This window comes from Caulobacter sp. FG7 (genome assembly GCF_057808875.1).
Map to the genome: position 1 here is coordinate 266,456 of NZ_JBMDIW010000001.1, position 18,964 is coordinate 285,419.

Annotated in this window: 18 protein-coding genes; 4 read left to right on the forward strand and 14 right to left on the reverse strand. The window is 68.4% G+C overall.

The genetic code is table 11. From position 1 onward, the window contains the following. The first annotated feature begins 105 nt into the window (after positions 1 to 105). Complete coding sequence (locus tag ACODR1_RS01270) at positions 106 to 753, forward strand: hypothetical protein (protein WP_488878829.1); 648 nt, start codon at positions 106 to 108, stop codon at positions 751 to 753. Between the two features lie 265 nt (positions 754 to 1,018). On the opposite strand, the gene ACODR1_RS01275 is transcribed toward ACODR1_RS01270, so the two are convergent. The 6 genes from ACODR1_RS01275 to ACODR1_RS01300 all read right to left on the reverse strand — a co-directional run bounded on the left by ACODR1_RS01275 (position 1,019) and on the right by ACODR1_RS01300 (position 7,011). Then, complete coding sequence (locus tag ACODR1_RS01275; protein WP_488878830.1) at positions 1,019 to 3,055, reverse strand: TonB-dependent receptor plug domain-containing protein; 2,037 nt, start codon at positions 3,053 to 3,055, stop codon at positions 1,019 to 1,021. 26 nt (positions 3,056 to 3,081) lie between these two features. After that, positions 3,082 to 3,606, reverse strand: coding sequence for a hypothetical protein (locus ACODR1_RS01280; RefSeq protein ID WP_488878831.1), 525 nt, complete (start codon positions 3,604 to 3,606; stop codon positions 3,082 to 3,084). A gap of 252 nt (positions 3,607 to 3,858) precedes the next feature. Continuing rightward, positions 3,859 to 4,332 (reverse strand): DNA repair putative endonuclease MmcB, encoded by a 474-nt coding sequence (gene mmcB, locus ACODR1_RS01285; RefSeq protein WP_488878902.1) that lies wholly within the window; start codon positions 4,330 to 4,332, stop codon positions 3,859 to 3,861. A gap of 48 nt (positions 4,333 to 4,380) precedes the next feature. Then, positions 4,381 to 4,935, reverse strand: coding sequence for a lipocalin family protein (locus tag ACODR1_RS01290; protein ID WP_488878832.1), 555 nt, complete (start codon positions 4,933 to 4,935; stop codon positions 4,381 to 4,383). Between the two features lie 2 nt (positions 4,936 to 4,937). Then, positions 4,938 to 5,477 carry a lipocalin family protein gene (locus tag ACODR1_RS01295; protein ID WP_488878833.1) on the reverse strand — a complete coding sequence of 180 codons (540 nt, stop codon included), beginning with the start codon at positions 5,475 to 5,477 and terminating at the stop codon, positions 4,938 to 4,940. 409 nt (positions 5,478 to 5,886) lie between these two features. Beyond that, on the reverse strand, positions 5,887 to 7,011 hold the full coding sequence (locus ACODR1_RS01300; protein WP_101718603.1) for a ferritin-like domain-containing protein: 1,125 nt from the start codon (positions 7,009 to 7,011) through the stop codon (positions 5,887 to 5,889). Positions 7,012 to 7,177: 166 nt separating this feature from the next. On the opposite strand from ACODR1_RS01300, the gene ACODR1_RS01305 reads away from it, so the two are divergent. Then, entirely contained in the window at positions 7,178 to 7,882 is a 705-nt protein-coding gene (locus ACODR1_RS01305; RefSeq protein ID WP_488878834.1) for an SIR2 family NAD-dependent protein deacylase, read from the forward strand. Here ACODR1_RS01305 and ACODR1_RS01310 read toward each other — a convergent pair. From ACODR1_RS01310 to ACODR1_RS01330, 5 genes are all read right to left on the reverse strand, one after another. Next, on the reverse strand, positions 7,879 to 8,364 hold the full coding sequence (locus tag ACODR1_RS01310; protein WP_488878835.1) for a tetratricopeptide repeat protein: 486 nt from the start codon (positions 8,362 to 8,364) through the stop codon (positions 7,879 to 7,881). The genes ACODR1_RS01305 and ACODR1_RS01310 overlap by 4 nt on opposite strands. Positions 8,365 to 8,398: 34 nt before the next feature. Then, entirely contained in the window at positions 8,399 to 9,292 is an 894-nt protein-coding gene (locus tag ACODR1_RS01315) for a LysR substrate-binding domain-containing protein (RefSeq protein ID WP_488878836.1), read from the reverse strand. Positions 9,293 to 9,318: 26 nt separating this feature from the next. Further along, positions 9,319 to 9,510 (reverse strand): hypothetical protein, encoded by a 192-nt coding sequence (locus tag ACODR1_RS01320; protein WP_240621507.1) that lies wholly within the window; start codon positions 9,508 to 9,510, stop codon positions 9,319 to 9,321. A gap of 263 nt (positions 9,511 to 9,773) precedes the next feature. Then, on the reverse strand, positions 9,774 to 10,184 hold the full coding sequence (locus ACODR1_RS01325) for an SWIM zinc finger family protein (protein ID WP_488878837.1): 411 nt from the start codon (positions 10,182 to 10,184) through the stop codon (positions 9,774 to 9,776). Next, a complete protein-coding gene (locus ACODR1_RS01330) occupies positions 10,181 to 10,582 on the reverse strand; it encodes a metallopeptidase family protein (protein WP_488878838.1) in 402 nt (133 codons plus the stop codon). Before ACODR1_RS01330 ends, ACODR1_RS01325 begins: the two co-directional genes overlap by 4 nt. Positions 10,583 to 10,702: 120 nt before the next feature. On the opposite strand from ACODR1_RS01330, the gene divL reads away from it, so the two are divergent. Beyond that, positions 10,703 to 13,012 carry a cell cycle protein kinase DivL gene (divL, locus tag ACODR1_RS01335; protein WP_488878839.1) on the forward strand — a complete coding sequence of 770 codons (2,310 nt, stop codon included), beginning with the start codon at positions 10,703 to 10,705 and terminating at the stop codon, positions 13,010 to 13,012. 225 nt (positions 13,013 to 13,237) lie between these two features. Here the strand turns inward: divL and ACODR1_RS01340 are convergent, their stop codons facing one another. Together ACODR1_RS01340 and ACODR1_RS01345 are read right to left on the reverse strand one after the other, a co-directional pair. Continuing rightward, on the reverse strand, positions 13,238 to 16,354 hold the full coding sequence (locus ACODR1_RS01340) for a TonB-dependent receptor (protein ID WP_488878840.1): 3,117 nt from the start codon (positions 16,352 to 16,354) through the stop codon (positions 13,238 to 13,240). Between the two features lie 743 nt (positions 16,355 to 17,097). Further along, complete coding sequence (locus ACODR1_RS01345) at positions 17,098 to 17,622, reverse strand: GNAT family N-acetyltransferase (RefSeq protein WP_488878841.1); 525 nt, start codon at positions 17,620 to 17,622, stop codon at positions 17,098 to 17,100. Between the two features lie 123 nt (positions 17,623 to 17,745). On the opposite strand from ACODR1_RS01345, the gene ACODR1_RS01350 reads away from it, so the two are divergent. After that, positions 17,746 to 18,030, forward strand: coding sequence for a DUF6916 family protein (locus ACODR1_RS01350; RefSeq protein WP_101718595.1), 285 nt, complete (start codon positions 17,746 to 17,748; stop codon positions 18,028 to 18,030). Positions 18,031 to 18,134: 104 nt separating this feature from the next. On the opposite strand, the gene ACODR1_RS01355 is transcribed toward ACODR1_RS01350, so the two are convergent. After that, positions 18,135 to 18,752 carry a phage tail protein gene (locus tag ACODR1_RS01355; protein ID WP_488878842.1) on the reverse strand — a complete coding sequence of 206 codons (618 nt, stop codon included), beginning with the start codon at positions 18,750 to 18,752 and terminating at the stop codon, positions 18,135 to 18,137. Positions 18,753 to 18,964: the final 212 nt, after the last annotated feature.

Below are 18,964 nucleotides of genomic sequence, written 5' to 3' on the forward strand. Positions count from 1 at the left end.
GGGCCTTTTTCTTTGCGCCGCCGCATCAATGCCGCCATCGCCGCGCCCCATCGCCCGGCTACCTCGACGCCAGCCGCGCGTTATGGCGGCGAGCAGGGGTTTGGGATGGCCGGCAGGCGATCGACAGTTCGCCGCAGGAGGCCTTTCACCCTCGCCCTGATCGTGGCGAGCGGCCTGCACGTGCTGCTGGGCGTGGGCCTCTTGGCCGGGATCAAGGTGATGCCGCCGCTGGTCGAGCAGAACCTGATCGTCGACCTGGTGGACGTCGCCCCGCCGCCGGCGCCCCGGGTCGAGGCGCCCACAGCGCCCGTCCCGACGCCTTCCGCGCTCAAGACCCCGCCGGCCCGCGCCGTCGCGCCGCCGCCGCCTCCGGCCCAGGTCGCGACCGCGCCCGCGCCGAGTCCGGCTCCGGCCGCGCCGCCGGCTCCCCGCGCCGCCACGGCGCCGCCCGGCTTCAAGTCGCGCGGCGCGCCCACGCCCGGCGGCGAGGACCTGCGCACCGCCGCCCGCGAAGGCGGCGGCTGCAATCACGCCGACCTCTATCGCCTGACCAAGGCCGAACGCGCCGCCTGCGACGACAAGCTGGGCATCAAGTCCCGCGACGCGCCGATGTACGCGGTGATCGACCAGGCCAAGAAGGACTTCTTCGACGGGGCCTGCAAGAAGGACGACGAGTGGTGCCTCTACCGCACGGGGCAGGGGCCGTATCCGGGCCTGCTGGCCCTGATGAAGAAGAAAAAGGACGAGTGGTGACCCCCTCAGTCGCTCCGCGACAGCTCCCCCAGAGGGGGAGCATTCAGAGGGCGAGGCGGCGCCAATGGATCCTCCCCCTCTGGGGGAGGTGGCCCGGAGGGCCGGAGGGGGGCGTTTTCAGCTTTCGAGGAGGTGGACGGTCATCACCGGCTTCCCCCTCCGTCGGCTTCGCCGACACCTCCCCCTTCAGGGGGAGGATCTTTCAACGAAAAAGGGCGGCCCTTGCGAGCCGCCCTTTCCGTGTTCGAACCCGAACCCCAGCGCCTTAGAAGCGCTTGCTGACGCTCAGGTACAGGCGACGCTCGACTTCCAGGCCGGCGCTCTGGCGCTGGCGGCTGTCGCCGAGGTTCTGGCCGCTGAGGGCCACGGTGACGTCGCCCTCGAAGGTGCGGGCCACGCGGCCGCCGATGGCGGCGTAGGCGTCGATGTCCACCAGGCGCGGATTGGCGCCGACGGCGTAGAGGGCGTAGGCCTGATGGTCGCCCACCAGGGTGACGAAGGCGTCGGCCGTCCACGGACCGCCGGTCCAGCCCAGGGCCACGTTGCCGCGGTTCTCAGGCGTGGTCGCGCCGAAGGCCGCCGAGCGCAGCACCGGCGAGAAGCCGGCCAGCGGCTCGTCGTCGACCTCGGTGTGCGTCCAGTCGGCGTTCCAGCGGAAGCCGGCGGCCAGCTCGCCCGAGGCGGCCAGCTCGAAGCCGGTCATCTTGCTCTCGCCGATGTTGCGGTAGCTGAGCACCGGCAGGCTGACCAGGGTCGGCGCGACGTCGACCTGGGCCGAGGTCGGCTGGCCCTTCACGTCTTCGGTCTTCTGGACGAAGGCCTTGGCGCTGACCTGGGCCTTGAGGGCAGGCAGGGCGCGCTCGTAGGTCAGCTGGTAGTTGGTGACGATCGCCGGTTCCAGGGTCGGGTTGCCGGCCAGGCCCAGGGTGTAGGGCCCGACGCTGACGCGGGCCTGCAGGGCGCCCAGGTCGACGAGGGTCGGCACCTGCACGCCGCGGGCGGCGCTGGCCTTGAAGGTGTCGGCGGCGGTGGCGCGCCACACCAGGCCGAGGTTCCACGACGGCTCCTCGATCTTGCGGTCCCAGTAGCCGTTGCCCAGCGGCGGCGAGCCGGCCGGGAAGGCGCCGTCGCGCGACAGGTCCAGGCTGTCGTAGCGGCCGGCGGCGGTGAAGGCGAGCTTGTCGGTGATCGCCCAGTTCCACATCGCCGAGGCCGACAGCACGTCGTAGCTGACCTCCGCGCCGCCGATCGGGGCGGTGTTGACCTCGTTGTGGCGGTATTCGCCGCCGAGACGGATCGTGTGCTTCGCGCCGATCTTGAACAGGTCCTGGGCCGAAACGACCGTGATCTTGTTCTCGAACCGCGCCTTCTGGCCCAGGATCACATGCTTGGCGGTCAGGTCGTTCTGGTAGGCCGAGAACTGCAGCTGGCCGACCTGGGTGTCGGCGGTCAGCGTGCCCTTCAGCGAGCCCGTCAGGTACTTGCTGGGCGAGTAGGCGTAGTTGGACAGCATGTCGCTGACCTGGACGTTCGAGTACGAGCCCTCGATGCGCAGTTCGGCCTTGTCGGTCAGCTGGGTGACGGTGTCGAGGTTGGCCGACACGCGCGAGGGTTCGTTCTGCTGGCTCTTGGCGACGCCGACGGTGTTGTCGAACTCGTCCGACTTGGCCGCGCCGGCCGAGAAGCGGGCGCTGAAGCGCTCGCCCAGCTTGAACGACTTGGCCAGCGAAACCTCGCCGTAGCGGGCCGAACCGCCGCGCACGGTGATGTCGCCGGTCTGGTCGAACTTGGGGTTGGCGGTGATGATGTTGACCACGCCGCTGACGGCGTTGAAGCCGAACAGGGCGCTGTTGGGGCCCTTCACGACCTCGATCTGGCGGATCTCCGACAGCTGCACCGGCAGGGTCGCCCAGGCGGTGTAGCCGTAGTGGTCGAGATAGACCTGGCGGCCGTTGATCAGCACCAGGAGGCGCGGCGACATGGCCTGGTTGTAGCCGCGGACGCTGACGTCGGCGGCGCCGGCGCCCCAGGTGGTGACGTCCAGGCCCGCGACGCGCGACAGGATGGTCGGCAGGTCGACGGCGCCCGAGCGGGTGATGTCTGCGGCCGAGATGATGGTCATGTCCACCGGCGCTTCGGTCGAGCGCTGCGGGGCGCCGGTGGCGCTGGTGGTGACCGGTTCGTTGAACAGCTGCTCGAGCGAGCCGTAGTCGATCGATTGGGCCGAAGCGATCGAGGGCGCGGCCGAGGCGGCGGCGACGAGGAGGCCCGCGGAAACGCCGGCCAGGAGAGTCTTCTTCATGGGTATGTCTCTTGTGCTGGCGGCGATCAGACTTCGCGGATCATCATGCGGAAGGCGGACTTGAAGACCGCCCCCACCGCCGCGGCGGCGCCGCGGTTGACGATGATCTCGACCTTGGGGTCGGCCGACACGCTCATGACGCAGGCGCCGCTGGCGGCGCAGGACGCGTCCGAGCCGATGGTGATGATCTTCTTGGCCTTGGCGGCCGCGCCCACGGGGCCGGCGGTCACGCCGGTGGTGACGTAGAGGGCGGCCACGCCCGAGACGCCCGAGACGGCGCCGGCTTCGACCGGCTTGGCCGTCAGGGTCAGGGCGCCGGTGGTGAGGCCGCCGCCGATGGCGGCCATGACGGCGTTCTTCTCGGCGACCGAGGCCGGCTTGGACGGGTCGAACACGACGCCCAGCACGGCCTTGCCGGAGGGGCCGTTCTCGAGGAAGGTCAGCGCGCGGCCGGCGATCTGCACGTCCTTGGCGGCGTCGGCATGGGCGCTGAGCGGCGCGACGGCGAGGAGCGTCGCGGCCAGCGCCACGACGGGTTTGTTTTTCGACATTCTGTTGAAATCCCCTGCCCTTTGTTGGGCTTGTGGGCGGGGTGATGGCGCGGCGGATGTAAAGAAGACGTAACGTCGGGCGCGTGACGGTGTTATGCAAAATCTTGCACTGGTCGGGTAGTCGACGGATAGACAACTTCAGGTCTGCGCGTGACCTTGCGGCAGGCAAGCTCTATGGCTGTCGGCGCGTCATCTTGAGTTGTGTTCGGACAGAATGTCGCAGTCCGCGATTTATTTTCCGATCGCCGAACTTCAGAGGGACAGGCGCTCGGCGGCGACTCCGGCCGCGCGCAGGGCCGCCAGGCGGGCGAAGGCCAGGGTCAGGGCCTTGCGGCGGGCGCCGGCCAGCGGCGTGACGGGCGCGGCCCGCACCACCGCGCCGCCGAAGCCGTCGGCGACGATCAGGCCCGGTTCCTCCGGCAGGATCCCGTCGGGAAACTGCGGGGCGACGGCGAAGTGGAAGGCGTCGCAATAGGGACCGTACTCGCCCCACTTGCGGTCGACGCGGTAGTCGTCGAGGCCCGACTTCACCTCGACGATGACGATGTCGCCCTTGGGGCCCAGGGCCATCAGGTCGGCCCGGCGACCGTTGGGCAGGGTCACCTCGGCCAGCGGCGCATAGCCCAGGTCGACGAGCAGCCGCGCCGCGCCGCGGGTGACGGCGGTGGTGGTTTCGGGGCGCCCCATGGCCGAGGGGGTGAGGGTGATGTCGACGACGACGTCCATGTCGCCAGAATGTTCCATCTTTGTTCGCTATGCAAGCGGGGCGCGCGCTCAACCCCGCGCGTGCTTGGTGACCCGCAGGCGCGAGACGTCGTAGCCCATGGCCTTGGCCCGGTCGGTGAGGGCCTGGGTCAGGCCGGGCGTGGGCTTGTCGCGGGTCAGCAGCCACAGATAGCGGCCGCTGCCCTCGCCGACGATCGCCCAGCTGTAGTCGTCGGCGTGGTCGAGCACCCAGTAGTCGCCGAGGAAGAAGGGACCGAAGAACGACACCTTCAGCTTGGCCCCCGTGGCCTTGTCGACCACCTTGGCCTTGCCCAGGCTGATCTTCTCGATCCCTTCGGGGCCGCCCTTGCGGCAGGTGTTGCGCACCTCCACCAGGCCGTCGGGGCGCAGCGAATACTCGGCGGTGACGCCGTCGCAGCCCTTCTCGAAGCGGAAGTCGTAGCGCGCGGCCTCGTACCACAGGCCCAGGTACTTGCTCAGTTCGACGCGCTTGGCCGGCTGCGGCGGGCGGGGATTGCCGGGCGGGCCGGCCCCGGCGCAGGCGGCCAGGGCCAAGAGGGCGACGCCGCAGGCGCCGGCGACGGCGAGGCGGATGGCGGCCACCCTCACGCCTCGGGCTGCTGCGGGAAGACCAGCTTCTCGTAGCCCAGGGCCTTCACGCGGGCGAGGGCGGCCGACCGGGTCGCCTCGTCCATCACCGGCTTGCGCGACAGCAGCCAGACGAAGTTGCCGCCGGGCGTGGCCATGATCGCCCACGACGCATCGTCGGCGTGGTCGAGGACCCAGTATTCCTGCTTCTTCAGGCCGCCCAGGAAGTTCATCGAGAACTTGGCGTTCTCGGACCCGGCGACGATCTTGCCGCTGGTGTTGAAGGTCTTGGCCTTGCCGGTGGCGCTGTCGCGGCGGCAGACCTGGCGCACCGAGAAGCTGTCGGCGGTCTTGGCGGTGAATTCGGTGGTCGGGGCCTCGCAGTTGCGCTGGCCCGAATTGGGGGTGCGGGCGATCTCGTACCACTTGCCCGAATAGAAGGCCGCCGCCACCGGCTTGGACGGCGGCTGGGCGCCGGCCAGGGCCGAAGAGGGAAGGGCCAAGACCGGCGTCGCGGCCAGGCACGCCGCGAGGGACAGGATCAGGCTTACGCGCATTCCGACACCTTGCTGCTTGGCGGGCTTTGCGCCCTGCTCAAGTTCATCCCCCGAACGGAGGCAAACGCAAGGGGAGGCAGCGGTGTTCCTTCACGCGAAAACCCTCTCTCTTTGATAGAGGGGTGTCGATCCTGATGGAGCCCCATCATCGTCATCCCGGAAAGCCCGGAGGGCTTATCCGGGACCCAGGGGACTGGGCGCAGGAGATGTAGGCGCTGCCTGAAGCCTGGCCGACGCGATGCACCGGCCCCTGGGTCCCGGTTCTACCACCCGCTTTCGCGGGTGTCCGGCCGGGATGACGGCGTAGAAGCAAGGTGATCGAGGTTTGCCGGCCAGCGGTGAAACCTCTCACCCTCCCACCGCTGCGCGGCGGGCCCCTCCCTCTCTCGAAGAGAGAGGGGTCTTTCGATCACTCCGCGGCGATGGTCACCGGGGCGACGCGGTCCTTGAAGTTGATGGCCTGCAGGTGGCGGATGCCTTCCTCGGCGATGTCGTCGCCGACCATGCGGTCGCCCTCGGCCTTCAGTTCGTCGAGGTCGACGTACATGGCGTAGAACGCCTTGGTGCGGTCGGTGATGATGCCGGCGTTGAGCAGGGTCTTCACCAGCACCCGGAAGATGTTGGTCTGTTCCTTCATGTGCTCGCGACGCAGGTCGTCGGTCATGATCTGCCCGTACTCCTCGACCACCTTGTCGGGGTCCAGGCCGAACTCGCGGTAGAGATCCAGCTGCTGGTGCGGCGAAACGAGGTTGAACAGCAGGGTCTGGAAGCAGTGAGCCGCCCAGTCCTCGATGATCGCGTGTTCCTCGGCCGTCAGCTTGGGCACCGTGCGGTCGGCCCAGATCTTCCCGAACTTGTGGTGGAAGGCCTCGTCGGTCATCACCAGTTGCAAGAGCTTCTTGCCGAGCGGATCGTGGATTTCCTTGAAGAAGGTGGCGAAGGCGCCCATGGCCAGGCCCTCGACCAGCATCTGCATGCCGATGATCTTCTTGTAGACCTCCGGGGCGGCGATGATCTCGACCAGCAGGCTCTTCAGCGCCGGGCCGCATTCGACCGGCTTGCCCCAGCGGGCCTTGATGTATTTGGCGAAGGCGGTGACGTGGCGCGCCTCTTCGCGGGTCTGGTTGGCGGCGTATTCCTGCGCGCCCTGGTCCTTCAGCACGTGGCACAGGCTGGCCGACAGGTTCAGCGCGCCCTGCTCGCCGTGCAGGATCGACGAGAAGCTGCGCAGCACCGACTGGTTGATGAAGCGGGTGCGCTGCTTGGGATCGGAGAGGTGGTTGGAGACGTACTCGGTCGACAGGGCGATGACGAGGTCCTCGGGAACCAGCGGCTGGTTCTCCATGTCGAACGGCTCGTCGAAATCGATATAGGCCTTGTCGAGCGGGTCCCAGAAGTGGTCGTGGGTGGCCGAGATGATCTTGTCGAAGGCGCTCGAGCGGTTTCCGTACCGGTCGAGTTCGAGCATGGACTCGAAGTCGTCGGGCGCCACCGCGTCGTACATGGCGTCCTTGGTGATGTTCTTGTCCGTCACGGTCGGCTCCTCTCCTGTGGCCTCTCGGCTGCTCGACGGGGCCCGTCTGTCGCGGGTCTCTCCTCGAGTGAACACTGTCCACTCAAATTTCCGGTACGGTCAAATTAAAAATGACGATGGCGTCACCTTTGCCGCAGCCGCTTGAACCAGAATGGGAAACGCCGCCATGGGCCTGAACGTCTTCGTACTGACGGGCGCCGGGGTTTCGGCCGAGAGCGGGCTTGGGACCTTCCGCGACGAAGGCGGGGTATGGATGCAGTACGACCTCTCGGAGGTCGCCACGCCCGAGGGCTTCGCCCGAGATCCGGCCAAGGTGCGGGCCTTCTACAACGCCCGTCGGGCCAACCTGGCGGCCGCTGCGCCCAATCCCGCCCACTTCGCCCTGGCCCGGCTGGAGCGGGAACTGGCGGCGCGGGGCGGGCGGCTCTTCCTGTGCACCCAGAACGTCGACGACCTGCACGAGAAGGCCGGCTCGACCGCCGTGGTCCACATGCACGGCGAGCTGGCCGTCACTCGCTGCCACGCCTGCGAGGCTGTACGCCCCGATCCCGGCCCGCTGGACGCCGAGGCCGTCTGCGGATCCTGCGGAGCGGCCGGCATGGCCCGTCCGCACGTCGTCTGGTTCGGCGAGGTCCCGCTGTTCATGGACGAGATCTTCGAGGCCCTGGAGGACAGCGACCTGTTCGTCGCCATCGGCACCTCGGGCTCGGTCTATCCGGCCGCCGGCTTCGTGACCGAGGCGCGGCGGATGGGGATCCGCACCTGCGAGATCAACCTTGCGCCCTCCGACAACGCCCGCGCCTTCGACGAGCGGCTTTATGGCCCGGCCGGCGAGGTGGTTCCGCGTTGGGTGGAGGCGGTGCTGTCCTAGGCCAGGCGCGGGCGGAACTGGTCCATCAGGGCTTCGGCCTGCTCGACATCGTCCTCGTCGACCGCGTCGGACGACAGCACCCTGGCCAGGCAGCGCACGGCGGCCTCGATCGAGCGCCGCACGCCAAGGCCCTCCAGGTAGCACTTGGCCAGCGGCAGGCAGGCGGAATCGTCGCCAGCGGCGGCGCACCGCGCGAACCAGCGGACCATGGCGCGGTGGTCGCCGCGTTCGCGATAGAGGATGGCGATGTTGTTGGCGGAAACCGTGCAGCGGGCGCGGCGCCAGGCCTGTTGATAGAGGCGCATCGCCTCGGCCTTGTCGGGCGGGGCCCCCAGGCCATTGTCGTGCAGATAGGCCAGGTTGGTCAGGGCGGTGATGTCGCCGAACTCGGCGCAGCGCGCATAGCCTTCGCGCGCCCGGGCGTAGTCTCCGGCCTCCTCGGCGTCGAAGGCGATGTGCAGCAGGGCGTCGGTCTCGATCATCGGCCAAGCTATGGCATGGTCGCGTCGGCGCCGCCTAGTCCTCCACCGCCGGCGGCGGGATCAGGGCCAGGAAGTTGCGCACCAGGGGCGAGGCGTCGCCGGCGCGGGTGGCGATGGCCAGCGGCACCTTCGGCACGGCCCCGTCGAGCGGGCGATAGACCACCCCGCGCACCGCCAGCTGGGCGATCGAGCCGGGGGCCATGGCCACGCCCAGGCCCGCGGCGACCATGTTGATCATCGCCACGATGTGCGGCGTCTCCTGGCCGATGGTCGGCTCGAAGCCTTCCTGGGCGCAGGCCTCGCGGATCAGCCCCAGGAACGTGCGGCCGATCCCCTGCGAGAAGATCACGAACGGTTCGCCCGCCAGCGCCGCCACCGGCACGCGCGCCTGGGCGGCCAGGCGGTGGCCGGCCGGCAGGGCCAGGATCAGCGGCTCTTCGCCGAGGGGCAGCAGGTCCAGCCCCTCGGCCGCGACATTGCCGGGGCGCACGAAGGCCGCGTCCAGCTCCGAATGCAGCAGGCGCTCGGCCAGGCGCGCCGAGTGGCTCTCCTCGACGATCAGGCTGGCGTCGGGGTACTTCCAGTGGAAGACGGCGAAGGCCTCGGTCACCGCCGGGTGGAAGTTGGCCGACGAGGTGAAGCCCACCCGCAGCGCGCCCACATGGCCGCCGCCGGCCCGGCGCGCGGCTTCCTTGGCCCGTTCGGCCTGTTCCAGGATCAGCCGGGCCTCGGCCAGGAAAGCCCGCCCGGCCTCGGTCAGCTCGGCGCCGTGCGGCCGGCGCAGGAACAGCGGGTAGCCGATCTCCTTCTCCAGGTCCCGGATCTGCTGGCTCAGCGGCGGCTGGCCTATGCCCAGGCGCGCGGCGGCGCGCGTGAAGTTCAGCTCTTCCGCGAGGGCGACGAAATAGCGGACGTGGCGCAGTTCCATGGGGTGGCGCGGGCTCGGCGGAAAACTCAGGCGGGCGGAAACTTGCCCCGGACGGTCGGGCGGGCCGCTTTCCAGAGAATGACGGCCAGAGCCGCCAGCGCCGCCGGAACGAGAGCCGCCAACCATACGATCACCACGACCGTCAGTTGCAACACCGATAACGCGACCACGAAGGCCTTGTTCTCCGGCTTGCTTGCCTTGGGGCGCGGGATGGACACTGACGCAATCTCTCGCAACGCGGCTGGCAAGACTGCGCACGGCGAGCGAGCGCATTCAGGCCAGTCGTCAGCGGTGTTGCATCGACCTCCGACGAATCTGCGGGAAGTATTGCGCAGAATCCGTGATATTCAATCGCAAACTCCCGCGACGGGGGATATTGTGTATTTACGCACCGTTCGTTGGGCGAATTTTGAGGCAAAATATGGACGCGTCTCCAGGTATATCTGGAAACTATTGCTCCATATCTTTTGAATATCGCCGGTCAGCCTTCCAGAATGGCGAGCACTTTCGGGTGGCGACGGGCCAGATCCACCAGGCGCTCGACCAGGGCCTCGCGGCTGTCCAGCGCCAGGCCGTCGCGCAGCCTCGACATCCGATCGCGCACCGCCTGCAGGCCCGGCTCGTCCAGCGCATTGGCCGCCACGACCACTGCCGCCTGGTGCTTGCAGGCGCCGAACTTCTCGAACCCCGGGCAGTCGCAGCGCCCCTCGCCGGCCGGAGCGCGCAGTTCGACCACGTATAGGTCGCCGGCGCTGCCGGTGACGTGGGCGCTGACCGCGTCGTCCTCGATCGACACCAGGGCGACGTCGCCCTTCTCGGCGATGGCCACGCCGCTTTCGAACCAGCGCTCGTCCATCCGCTCGCGCCAGATCTCGGTGTCGAAAAGGCTCATGCCTCGTCCTCGATGCGGTGGATGTCGTCGTCCGACAGTCCGAAGTGATGGCCGATCTCGTGGACCAGCACGTGCTCGATCAGCGCGCCGAGGGTCACATCGCCGCGTTCGCACCATTCGTCCAGGATCGGGCGGCGATAGAGGAAGACCATCGAGGGCTGGGCCCCAAAGTCCAGCACCGAGCGGCGCGACAGGTCCACGCCCTGGTAGAGGCCGGTCAGCTCGAACGGATCCTCGATGCCCAGGCTGTCGAGCGCCTCGTCGGTCGCGAAGTCGTCGACGCGGAAGACGACGTCGCCGGTCAGGCGGCGGAACTCTTCGGGCAGGCCGTCGAAGGCGGCCTTGGCCAGGGCGGCGAAATCGTCCAGCGAGGGGGCGAGGCGGTCGGTCCAGGTCATGAACTTCACATAACGCGATCCGCGCTTCGGGGAAGGGGCCAGATCGCGCTCTCGCCACGCGCGGTCTAAGCTGCGAGATCTGATTCGACCCTTATGCCTTTGGGGCTAGCGACACGCCGGATGACATCGCTCGATCTGATCCTGGCCGCGACGGCCGGCGCGGTCTGCCTGGCGATCTGCGCCACCCTGTGGGCCCTGGCCCAGCGCCGCGCCTTCGACGCCCGCCTGGCCGGCATGCGGCTGCGTCTCGACGCCCTGGAAAACGGCTCGGTGGCCGCCCAGGCCTCGGCTGAAGCCTTCGACAACGCCCTGGTGGCGGTCGAGGATGGCGCGGCCCGCCTGGTGTCGGGCGACGACAGCCTGCACGCCTGCGCCCAGGTGCTGAACGTCGAGGCCACGCCCGACGCCCTGGTCGAGGCCCTGATCGCCGGCGATCCCGATCACGCCGCCCGCCTGAAGGCCCTGTTCGAGCGCGGCGAGGCCTGCGCCTTCGAGGCCCGCGGTCCCGGCGGCCGGGTCATCGTCGAGGGCCGCGCGGCCGGCGCCCTGGCCTGGCTGCGCCTGGCCGCCCAGACCGGCGACCTTGGCCTGCCCAGCGCCGCCCGCTTCGCCGCCTTCGTCGACGGTTTGTCCGAGCCGGCCTGGATCGCCGCCGCCGACGGCGCGCCGACCTGGGCCAACGGCGCCTATCTGCGGGCCGTGGGCGTCGACAGCGCCGGCGAGGCCGCCCGCGCCGGCAAGACCTTCGACCGGGCCGTCGACGCCCTGGCCGTGGAGGCCGCCGCCAAGACCGAGCGTCGCGAGACCGTGCGCTGGACGCCGATCGACGGCCGCCGCCGGGCCTTCCGCTTCACCGTCAAGCCGCTGGACGGCGGCGGGGCCGGGGTGTTCAGCGCCGACGTCACCGAGGTCGAGGACGTCCGCGAGACGCTGAAGAACCACGTCGCGGCCCACGACGAGACCCTCAACCACATCGCCGACGGCGTGGCGATCTTCAGCGCCAGCCGCCGCCTGTCGTTCCACAACACCGCCTTCGCCGACCTCTGGGGCCTGGAGCCGGCCTGGCTGGCCGAGCGGCCGACCCACGGCGAGGTGCTGGACCGCCTGCGCCAGCGCCGCCGCCTGCCCGAGACGGTGGACTATGCAAAGTGGAAGGCGGCCGAACTGGCCCGCTACGAGGACCTGGGGCCCCAGGCCGACGAGCTGTGGGACCTGCCCGACGGGCGCACCCTGAAGGTCGTGCGCCAGCCCCACCCGCTGGGCGGCATGCTGCTGCTCTATTCCGACATCACCGGCGAGTTGCGGCTTAAGGCCCAATACAACGCCCTGATCCAGGTGCAGCAGGCCACGCTCGACAAGCTGAACGACGCCGTGGCCGTGTTCGGCTCGGACGGCCGCCTGCGACTGCACAACGAGGCCTTCGAGACCTTCTGGAACGTCACGCCCCAGGCCCTGCAGGCCGCCGGCGACTTCGAGGGCGTGGTCGAGCTGTGCGTGCGCCGCCTGCACGACCTGTCGTTCTGGCGCGAGCTGAAGGGCCGGGTGGCCGATCCCGATCCGCAGATGCGCGCCCCGACCTCGGGCGAGGTGCGCACCTCGGACGGCCGCATCGTCGTCTACCAGAGCCGGCCGCTGCCCGACGGCGCGACCCTGATCGCCTTCGCCGACGTCACCGACACCCGCCACCTGGAAAGCGCCCTGGCCGACCGCTCCGCCGCCCTGGCCGAGGCCGAGCGGCTGAAGCGCGACTTCGTCGGCAACGTCTCCTACGAGCTGCGCACGCCGCTGACCACGATCATCGGCTATTCGGAACTGCTCGAGCGGGCCGAGGGCCTGCACGAGCGCGGCAAGGGCCACGTGGCCGCCGTGCGCGCCGCCGCCACCCAACTGGCCCGCTCGATCGACGACGTGCTCGACATGGCCCAGATCGACGCCGGCGAGATGGCGCTGGAGATCGAGGACATCCGCGTCGTCGACCTGCTGCAAGGCGCGTATCAGCGCGGCGGCAAGGACGCCGAGATCGGCGGGGTGACGCTGGAGGTGATCTGCGACGAGGAGGTCGGCCTGATCCGCGGCGACGCCAAGCGCCTGAACCAGACCGTCGACCACCTGGTCGAGAACGCCCTGCGCCAGACCCCGCCGGGCGGCAAGGTGACGATCTCGGCTCAGCGCGCCCTCGGAGAGGTCAAGCTGCACGTGCGCGACACCGGCCGGGGCGTGCCCTTCCACGTCCAGGCCCACATCTTCGACCGCTTCGTCGGTCGCGACCGTGGCGGCCCGGGCCTGGGCCTGGCCTTGGTCAAGGCGCTGGTCGAACTGCACGGCGGCTGGGTGGCCCTGGAGAGCGAGCCGGGCGCCGGCTCGACCTTCACCTGCCACCTGCCCGAGACCCAGCACCCGGGCGCGGCCCAGCCGGAGTTCGGGTTCTAGGATCGCTGTGGCCGTGCGTGATCCTCGGCCTTCGACAGGCCGAGGGTGGGGATCAGGTGAGCGGCTGCATTCGTCCCTCATCCTGAGCTTGCCGTTCGTCCCTCATCCTGAGCTTGTCGAAGGACGAGGGGCGCACACCGCCAACAAAAAGGGCCTCCCGAGATGTTCGGGAGGCCCTTTTCGCGTCCGGCGAGGCCCCCGGTCGCCCGGGAGCCTCTCTTGGCCTCAATACTTGTAGGTGAAGCCCATGAAGAACCGGCGGCCGAAGTAGCCCAGTTCGGTCAGGCGGATGTCGCCGGCCGTGGAGCGTTCCTCCTCCTTGGTCAGGTTCTTGCCTTCCACGAAGAAGGACAGGCCCTTGGGGCCCGGCTTCCAGGTGATCTTGCCGTCCAGGTAGCCGGTCGGGTCGCGGAACACCGGCTGGCCCGAGGTGTCTGCGGCCGAGACCAGGTATTTGGAGCGGTAGTTGTAGGCCAGGCGCGCGTTGATCGGGCCCTTGTCGTACCAGACCGTGAAGTTGGCGCTGCTCTTGGACAGGCCGGGGAAGGGCAGGGGCGAGCCGTCGAGCGTCGAGTAGAGCTCGACGTCCTTGGCTTCCTGGTAGGTGTAGTTGGCGTCGACGCCCAGGCCCGACAGCGCCCCTGGCAGCCAGGTGAATGCGGTCTTGCCGGTCAGCTCCAGGCCCGAGATCTTGGCCCCGTCGCCGTTGATGTAGGTGCTGTAGTTATACAGCACCCCGTCGCCGTAGTAGTCGACCTTGCCGATCAGGGTGCGCGACGAGACGTAGAACGACTTGATGTCCTTGTAGAACAGCCCCAGCGAGATCTGGGTGTCGCTGTTGGGGTAATACTCGAACGACAGGTCGTACTGGTTGGCGCGATAGGGCTTCAGTTCCGGATTGCCGGCCGTGCAGCTGGGCTCGTCGAACTCGCCGTTGGCGTCGGGCGAGTTGTCGGTGGTGCAGCTGACCGTCGGCATCAGGTAGTCCATGCGCGGCCGGGCCATCAGCTGGGCGAAGCCGGCGCGGGCGGCCAGCTTGTTGGGCGCCAGCCACAGGCCCACGTTGAAGCTGGGCAGCCACACCGTGTAGTCCTTGGTCATGGTGGCGATGCTGTTGCTCAGCACGTAGGTGGTCGAGGTGCCGCCGTTGGTCGCCGCATAGGTCTCGCTGCGGGTCTGGGCGCCGGCGCCCTGGGTCTTGGTATGGACGCGCCGCCAGCCGAAGTTGCCGTTCACGTCGTAGCCCAGGAGCGGGAAGGCGTAGTTGAACTTTAGGTACTGGGCGTCGGTCTGTTCCTGGATCCTGTAGGGGATCTGCTCGTAGGTCTCGCCGTCGTTGCCGGTGGTGGTCGTCAGGTTGTTCAGGTTGAAGTGCGACGTGTCGAGATACTGGGCCACCGAGTTGAAGTTCGGATAGAGCCAGGTCGAGGGCAGGCCGTTGCCGCCGAAATAGAAGGCGCTGGGCAGCTGGGTCATGGCCTGGGCGAAGACGGCGTTGGAGAACGCCCGCGACCAGGTCTCGCTGGTCGACCAGTAGCCGGTGGTATAGGCGGCCGAGGCGTTGGTCGGATTGGTCTGGTCGGCCGTCTGGCTGGCCAGGATCGTCGCCGTCGAATTGACCGCGTTGCTGTAGATCACCGTGTCGTCGGTGGTCGAATAAGCGTTGGCGCCGCCGTCGATGATGTAGCCGCCATAGCCGTAGCCCGAGGTCGAGAAATCGGTGGCGCGGCCGCCGAACTCGATCTTCTTCAGGAACGGCAGGTCGACCTCGTAGTCGAAGTCGATCTTGTATTGCTTCTCCTCCGACTGGGAGTTCGATGGACGGTACTGGATCTGCCACTGGCGGATCGCCGAGGCGTCCGAGGGGCTGTAACCGTCGGCGAAGGTGAAGGACGGATTGCCGGTCGACGGGTCCAGCGTCACCGTCATGCCGGGCGTGTCGAAGCTGACGCTGACATTGTTGGTCTGCGAGACGGTCGAGGTCTCGGCGCTGGAGGCCTGGAACTCGATCTGCAGGCGGTCGCCGCGGTAGTTGGCGCCGATGTTGTAGTAGTCGCTGGTCGACTCGTAGGCGAAGTCGCGGGCGCTGATGCCAAAGCCGTTGTAGCCGCCGGCGCCCGAGGTCGTGAGGCAGTTGCCCAGGGTGTATTGGATGACGTTGTGGTTGGCGTCGGTGACCACCGAGCCGGCCGTGGTGTCGGTGCTCGAGCACGACGTGCCGCTGGCGGCGGTGTTGCGCAGGCGCGTGGCGGACGTGAAGTCGGTGCCGTAGTTGATGTCGTTCAGCCGCTGGCTGCGCTCATTGCGGTTGTAGCTGACCCAGGCGTCGATCTTGTCGGTGAACTTGTATTGGGCCGTGAACTCGGCCGAGATCCGCTCGTCGGTGCGGGTCCAGACGCCGTAGCGGGCCACGCGCGGGGCGTAGTCGTACCACTGGCTCTGGCAGGCCGTGCGCAGGTTGCTGGTCGAGATCTGGGTGGCGTCCGGCGTCACCAGCGAGGCGCAGCCGGCATAGGTGTCGACGCCGCTGGCCAGGTCGACGATGTCCTGGCTGTAGGCGGTGGAATAGTAGTCGACGGTCTTGTCGGCCGAGTTGTCGAAGTCGGCGAACCGGCCCCAAGACGAGTTGCGGACGTAGTCGCCGCGGGTGTCGACCTTGTCGTAGGTGACATTGGCCATCAGGCCCAGGCGGCCGTCGAACAGCTGGGTGGCGGCGAAGATGTTGCCGCGCGGCTTCCAGTTCTTGACCGTGTCGAGGTTCTGCATCGAGCCGGTGAACGACAGGGTCGGCTTCTTGAAGTCCAGCGGCTTGCGGGTGGTGACGCTGACCGTGCCGCCGACGCCGCCCTCGGTCATGTCGGCGGTGAAGCCCTTGAACACGTCGATCGACTTGACCAGCTCCGAGGCCAGTTCCCGAAAGTCGTTGGAGCGGCCGCCGCCGCCGTAGACCTGCAGGTTGCCCGCGGTCGACAGGGTGCTCATGCCGTTGATCTCGACCCGGTTGAGGTCGGGTTCGACGCCGCGGATCGACACCGCGTTGCCCTCGCCGAAGTCGCGGGCCAGCTGCACGCCGGTCACCCGGCCCAGGGCCTCGCCGACGTTCTTGTCGGGGAACTGGCTGATGTCTTCGGCGACGATGGAGTCCGAGATCGTGCCGGCCCGCTTCTTGCGGCCCATGGCCGATTGCAGGCTGGCGCGGGTGCCGACGACGACGACCTCCTCGACCTTGTTCTCGACGGTCTGGTCGGCGGCCGGCGGGGCTGTTTGGGCGAGGGCGGCGGGCGCGCCGATCCCCAGGATGGCGACGGCGAGGCCCGTGGTCGCCAGCAGTTGGTGTTTCATGGGTTTCCTCCGATGAGAGACTGGCGGTGTCCCGCCTTCTTTCGCCCTCGGGCCGCGCGGCCCTTGGGCGTGTTGGTGGATGGCTGGAGGCAAGGCGCGTCGAGGCGGCGGCCGCGACCGGCAGGGCGCGACGGAACGGTTGTCGATGCGGGCTTGCACGGACGCCGGGGCTCGGGCGACGCGGCGGGCGTCGGAGCGCTGGCCGGTCGCCGGATCTCCGGCGTCTGGCTTCGGCGTGTCGCGGTCGGGCGGGGGGGGTCGCGCCGTCGCGAGTGTAGAGCGGTCTTCACGGTCGTCGCGGATCTCTTGATCTCTGCGACGGCGTCGAAAATCTTATCGAAGAGCCGCTGTTGTCAATCTCTGTTGTCTGAGTTTTGACAACATAACCATGTATTCGATGGTCTTTGCGATGGTGAAAACTGACCGATCATTTCGATTTCGAATTGTTTCCACTTGGAAACCATCGATACGCGCTATTCTCAACTTGTGAAACTACATCGCAGAAAGCGGGATTCGTCTTGCCAGATCGGCGGCCTGGGCCTAGGGGACTGGATCAGGCGGCAGGCGTCGACCCTAGGGCGGGCCTGTCTGGGAAGGGGAAGCGGGAGGACCAGGATCACCGGCCTCGCAGGGCGCGCCAGACGCGCGCGGCGGCGCCGGCGGACTTCACGGATAGGATTGAAACTGCGCGTGGCGGGTTTTGTTTGTGCGCCACCCAACACACCCCGCCGGGGCTGGCTGGTTCAGCCCGGACGCCAGCGCATGGCGACGGCGATCTCGGTTTCCGAGGCCTCTTCGACGAAGCCGGCCTTGCGGTAGAGCGCCTGGGCGGGGGCGTTGTCGAACCCGACGTCCAGTGTGATCGACGCGGCGCCGGCCTGCGCGGCCGCGTCCTTTATCCACGCCATCAGGCCAGAGCCCAGGCCAAGGCCGCGGGCCTCCGGCGCCAGCAGCAGGTCGATCAGCCGCCAGTCGGCGTGGGCGCGGTCGAGCAGCAGCTGGCCGGCCGGCGCATCGCACGCCAGCACCAGCCAGCGGTCGGCCTTGGGATAGGCGCTGGCGACATGGATCTGCTGCAGGCGCAGCTGGTCGGCCATCATCGCGGCCACCTGCTCGCGCGGCCAGCCCATCGCCAGGAAGGACGCGCCGCGGAACTCGGCGTGCCAGCGCGCGAGCAACGGCGCGTCGCCGTCCTCGATCGGGCGGATGCTAACCTCGTGGGCCAGAAGCGCCGCGGGCAGGGGCGGGATGTCGAACGGTGATTTCATCGCGACGACTCGCGGGTGAATGGGCTAGATCGACGCATAGGTTGCGCTACGGGTTGGGCTCGGGGCGCGATCGGCCAAGACAAGTTCAGGCAAGACAAGTTCAGGACAGACGAGGGGGACGCCATGCTGCTGCTCAAGCCGGAAGATTTCGAACCGTGGGTGGGCAAGCAGGTGCGCGTCGCCACCATTCCGCATCCGGTCGAGATCACCCTGGCGGCCATCTTCCGTCCTGGTTTCGCGCACGACATCCGCGAGCCCTTCTCGCTGATGTTCGAGGCGCCGATGAACATCAACCTGATCGACGGGGCCTACGAGTTCGACTGCGGCAAGGGCGGTCCGCATACGATCGTCATCACCCAGCTGAAGCCGTTGCCGGGCGCCCGGGTCTACCAGGCGGTCTTCAACTGACGACGCCGGCCCGGCTGGGAACGTCCTGGCCGGAAAAGTCCGATCCGAAATAGAAAACGCCGGCCCGTGGACAGCCACGGGCCGGCGTCTTTCGTTTCCGCCGATTAGTTGCGCGAGGGGAAGATGCCCGCGACGCAGATGATCGACTGCAGGCCGAGGTAAGGCTGCATGTTGTCGAACGGCTGGTTGTTGCCGGTGATGCCGACGGTGACGCTGCCGGCGATGCCGGTGACGGTGCCGGCCGACAGGTTCACGGCCGTGCCGGTGGTGCCGGCCGGGGCGAAGATGCCGGCCTGGGCCACGTTGAGCGCGTCGTAGGCGTTACAGATGTGCGCGTTGGCGGTGGGTTGCACCGACTGCTGGCCGTCGACCACGCTGCCCAGGGCCTGGACGTTCACGGTCGGCGAGCCCGACGGGGTGAACACCGCGGCGTGGTTGTGGGCCGGCATGTTGGTGATGTTCAGGGTGGTGGTCGGCGTACCGGCCAGCTCGCCCTGGACGTAGGACGGCAGGCCGGGGCCCTGGCCCGGGCCGACCATGGTGCGGCTGCGCAGGTCCGGCAGACCGAAGGTGGTCTGGCCGTTGCCGCCGAAGGTGGTTCCCAGCAGCGAGAACAGCGCGGTGTTCTGCGCGATCGCGATCAGTTGTCCGTTGGTATACATGAAGTTGCGCGGGGCGAAGTTACCCGCGAACTGCACGATCATAGCCATATAGAAGTCCATGGCGTCAGGCCCTCCCACAATGTTGAGTTGCCAGGCTACACAGCGACGCCCGTAGCGCGCAAGACGCTCGTTTCACGCGCGTGACCCAGCTCCGACCAGGCGCGCGGCAAGTCCCGGAAATCCCTTGATAACCGGTCACGCGTATCGGTGTCTCAACTTTGGGACACACTCTTGGCGCGCGATGTGACAATTCACACGGGAAACGCCTTGGG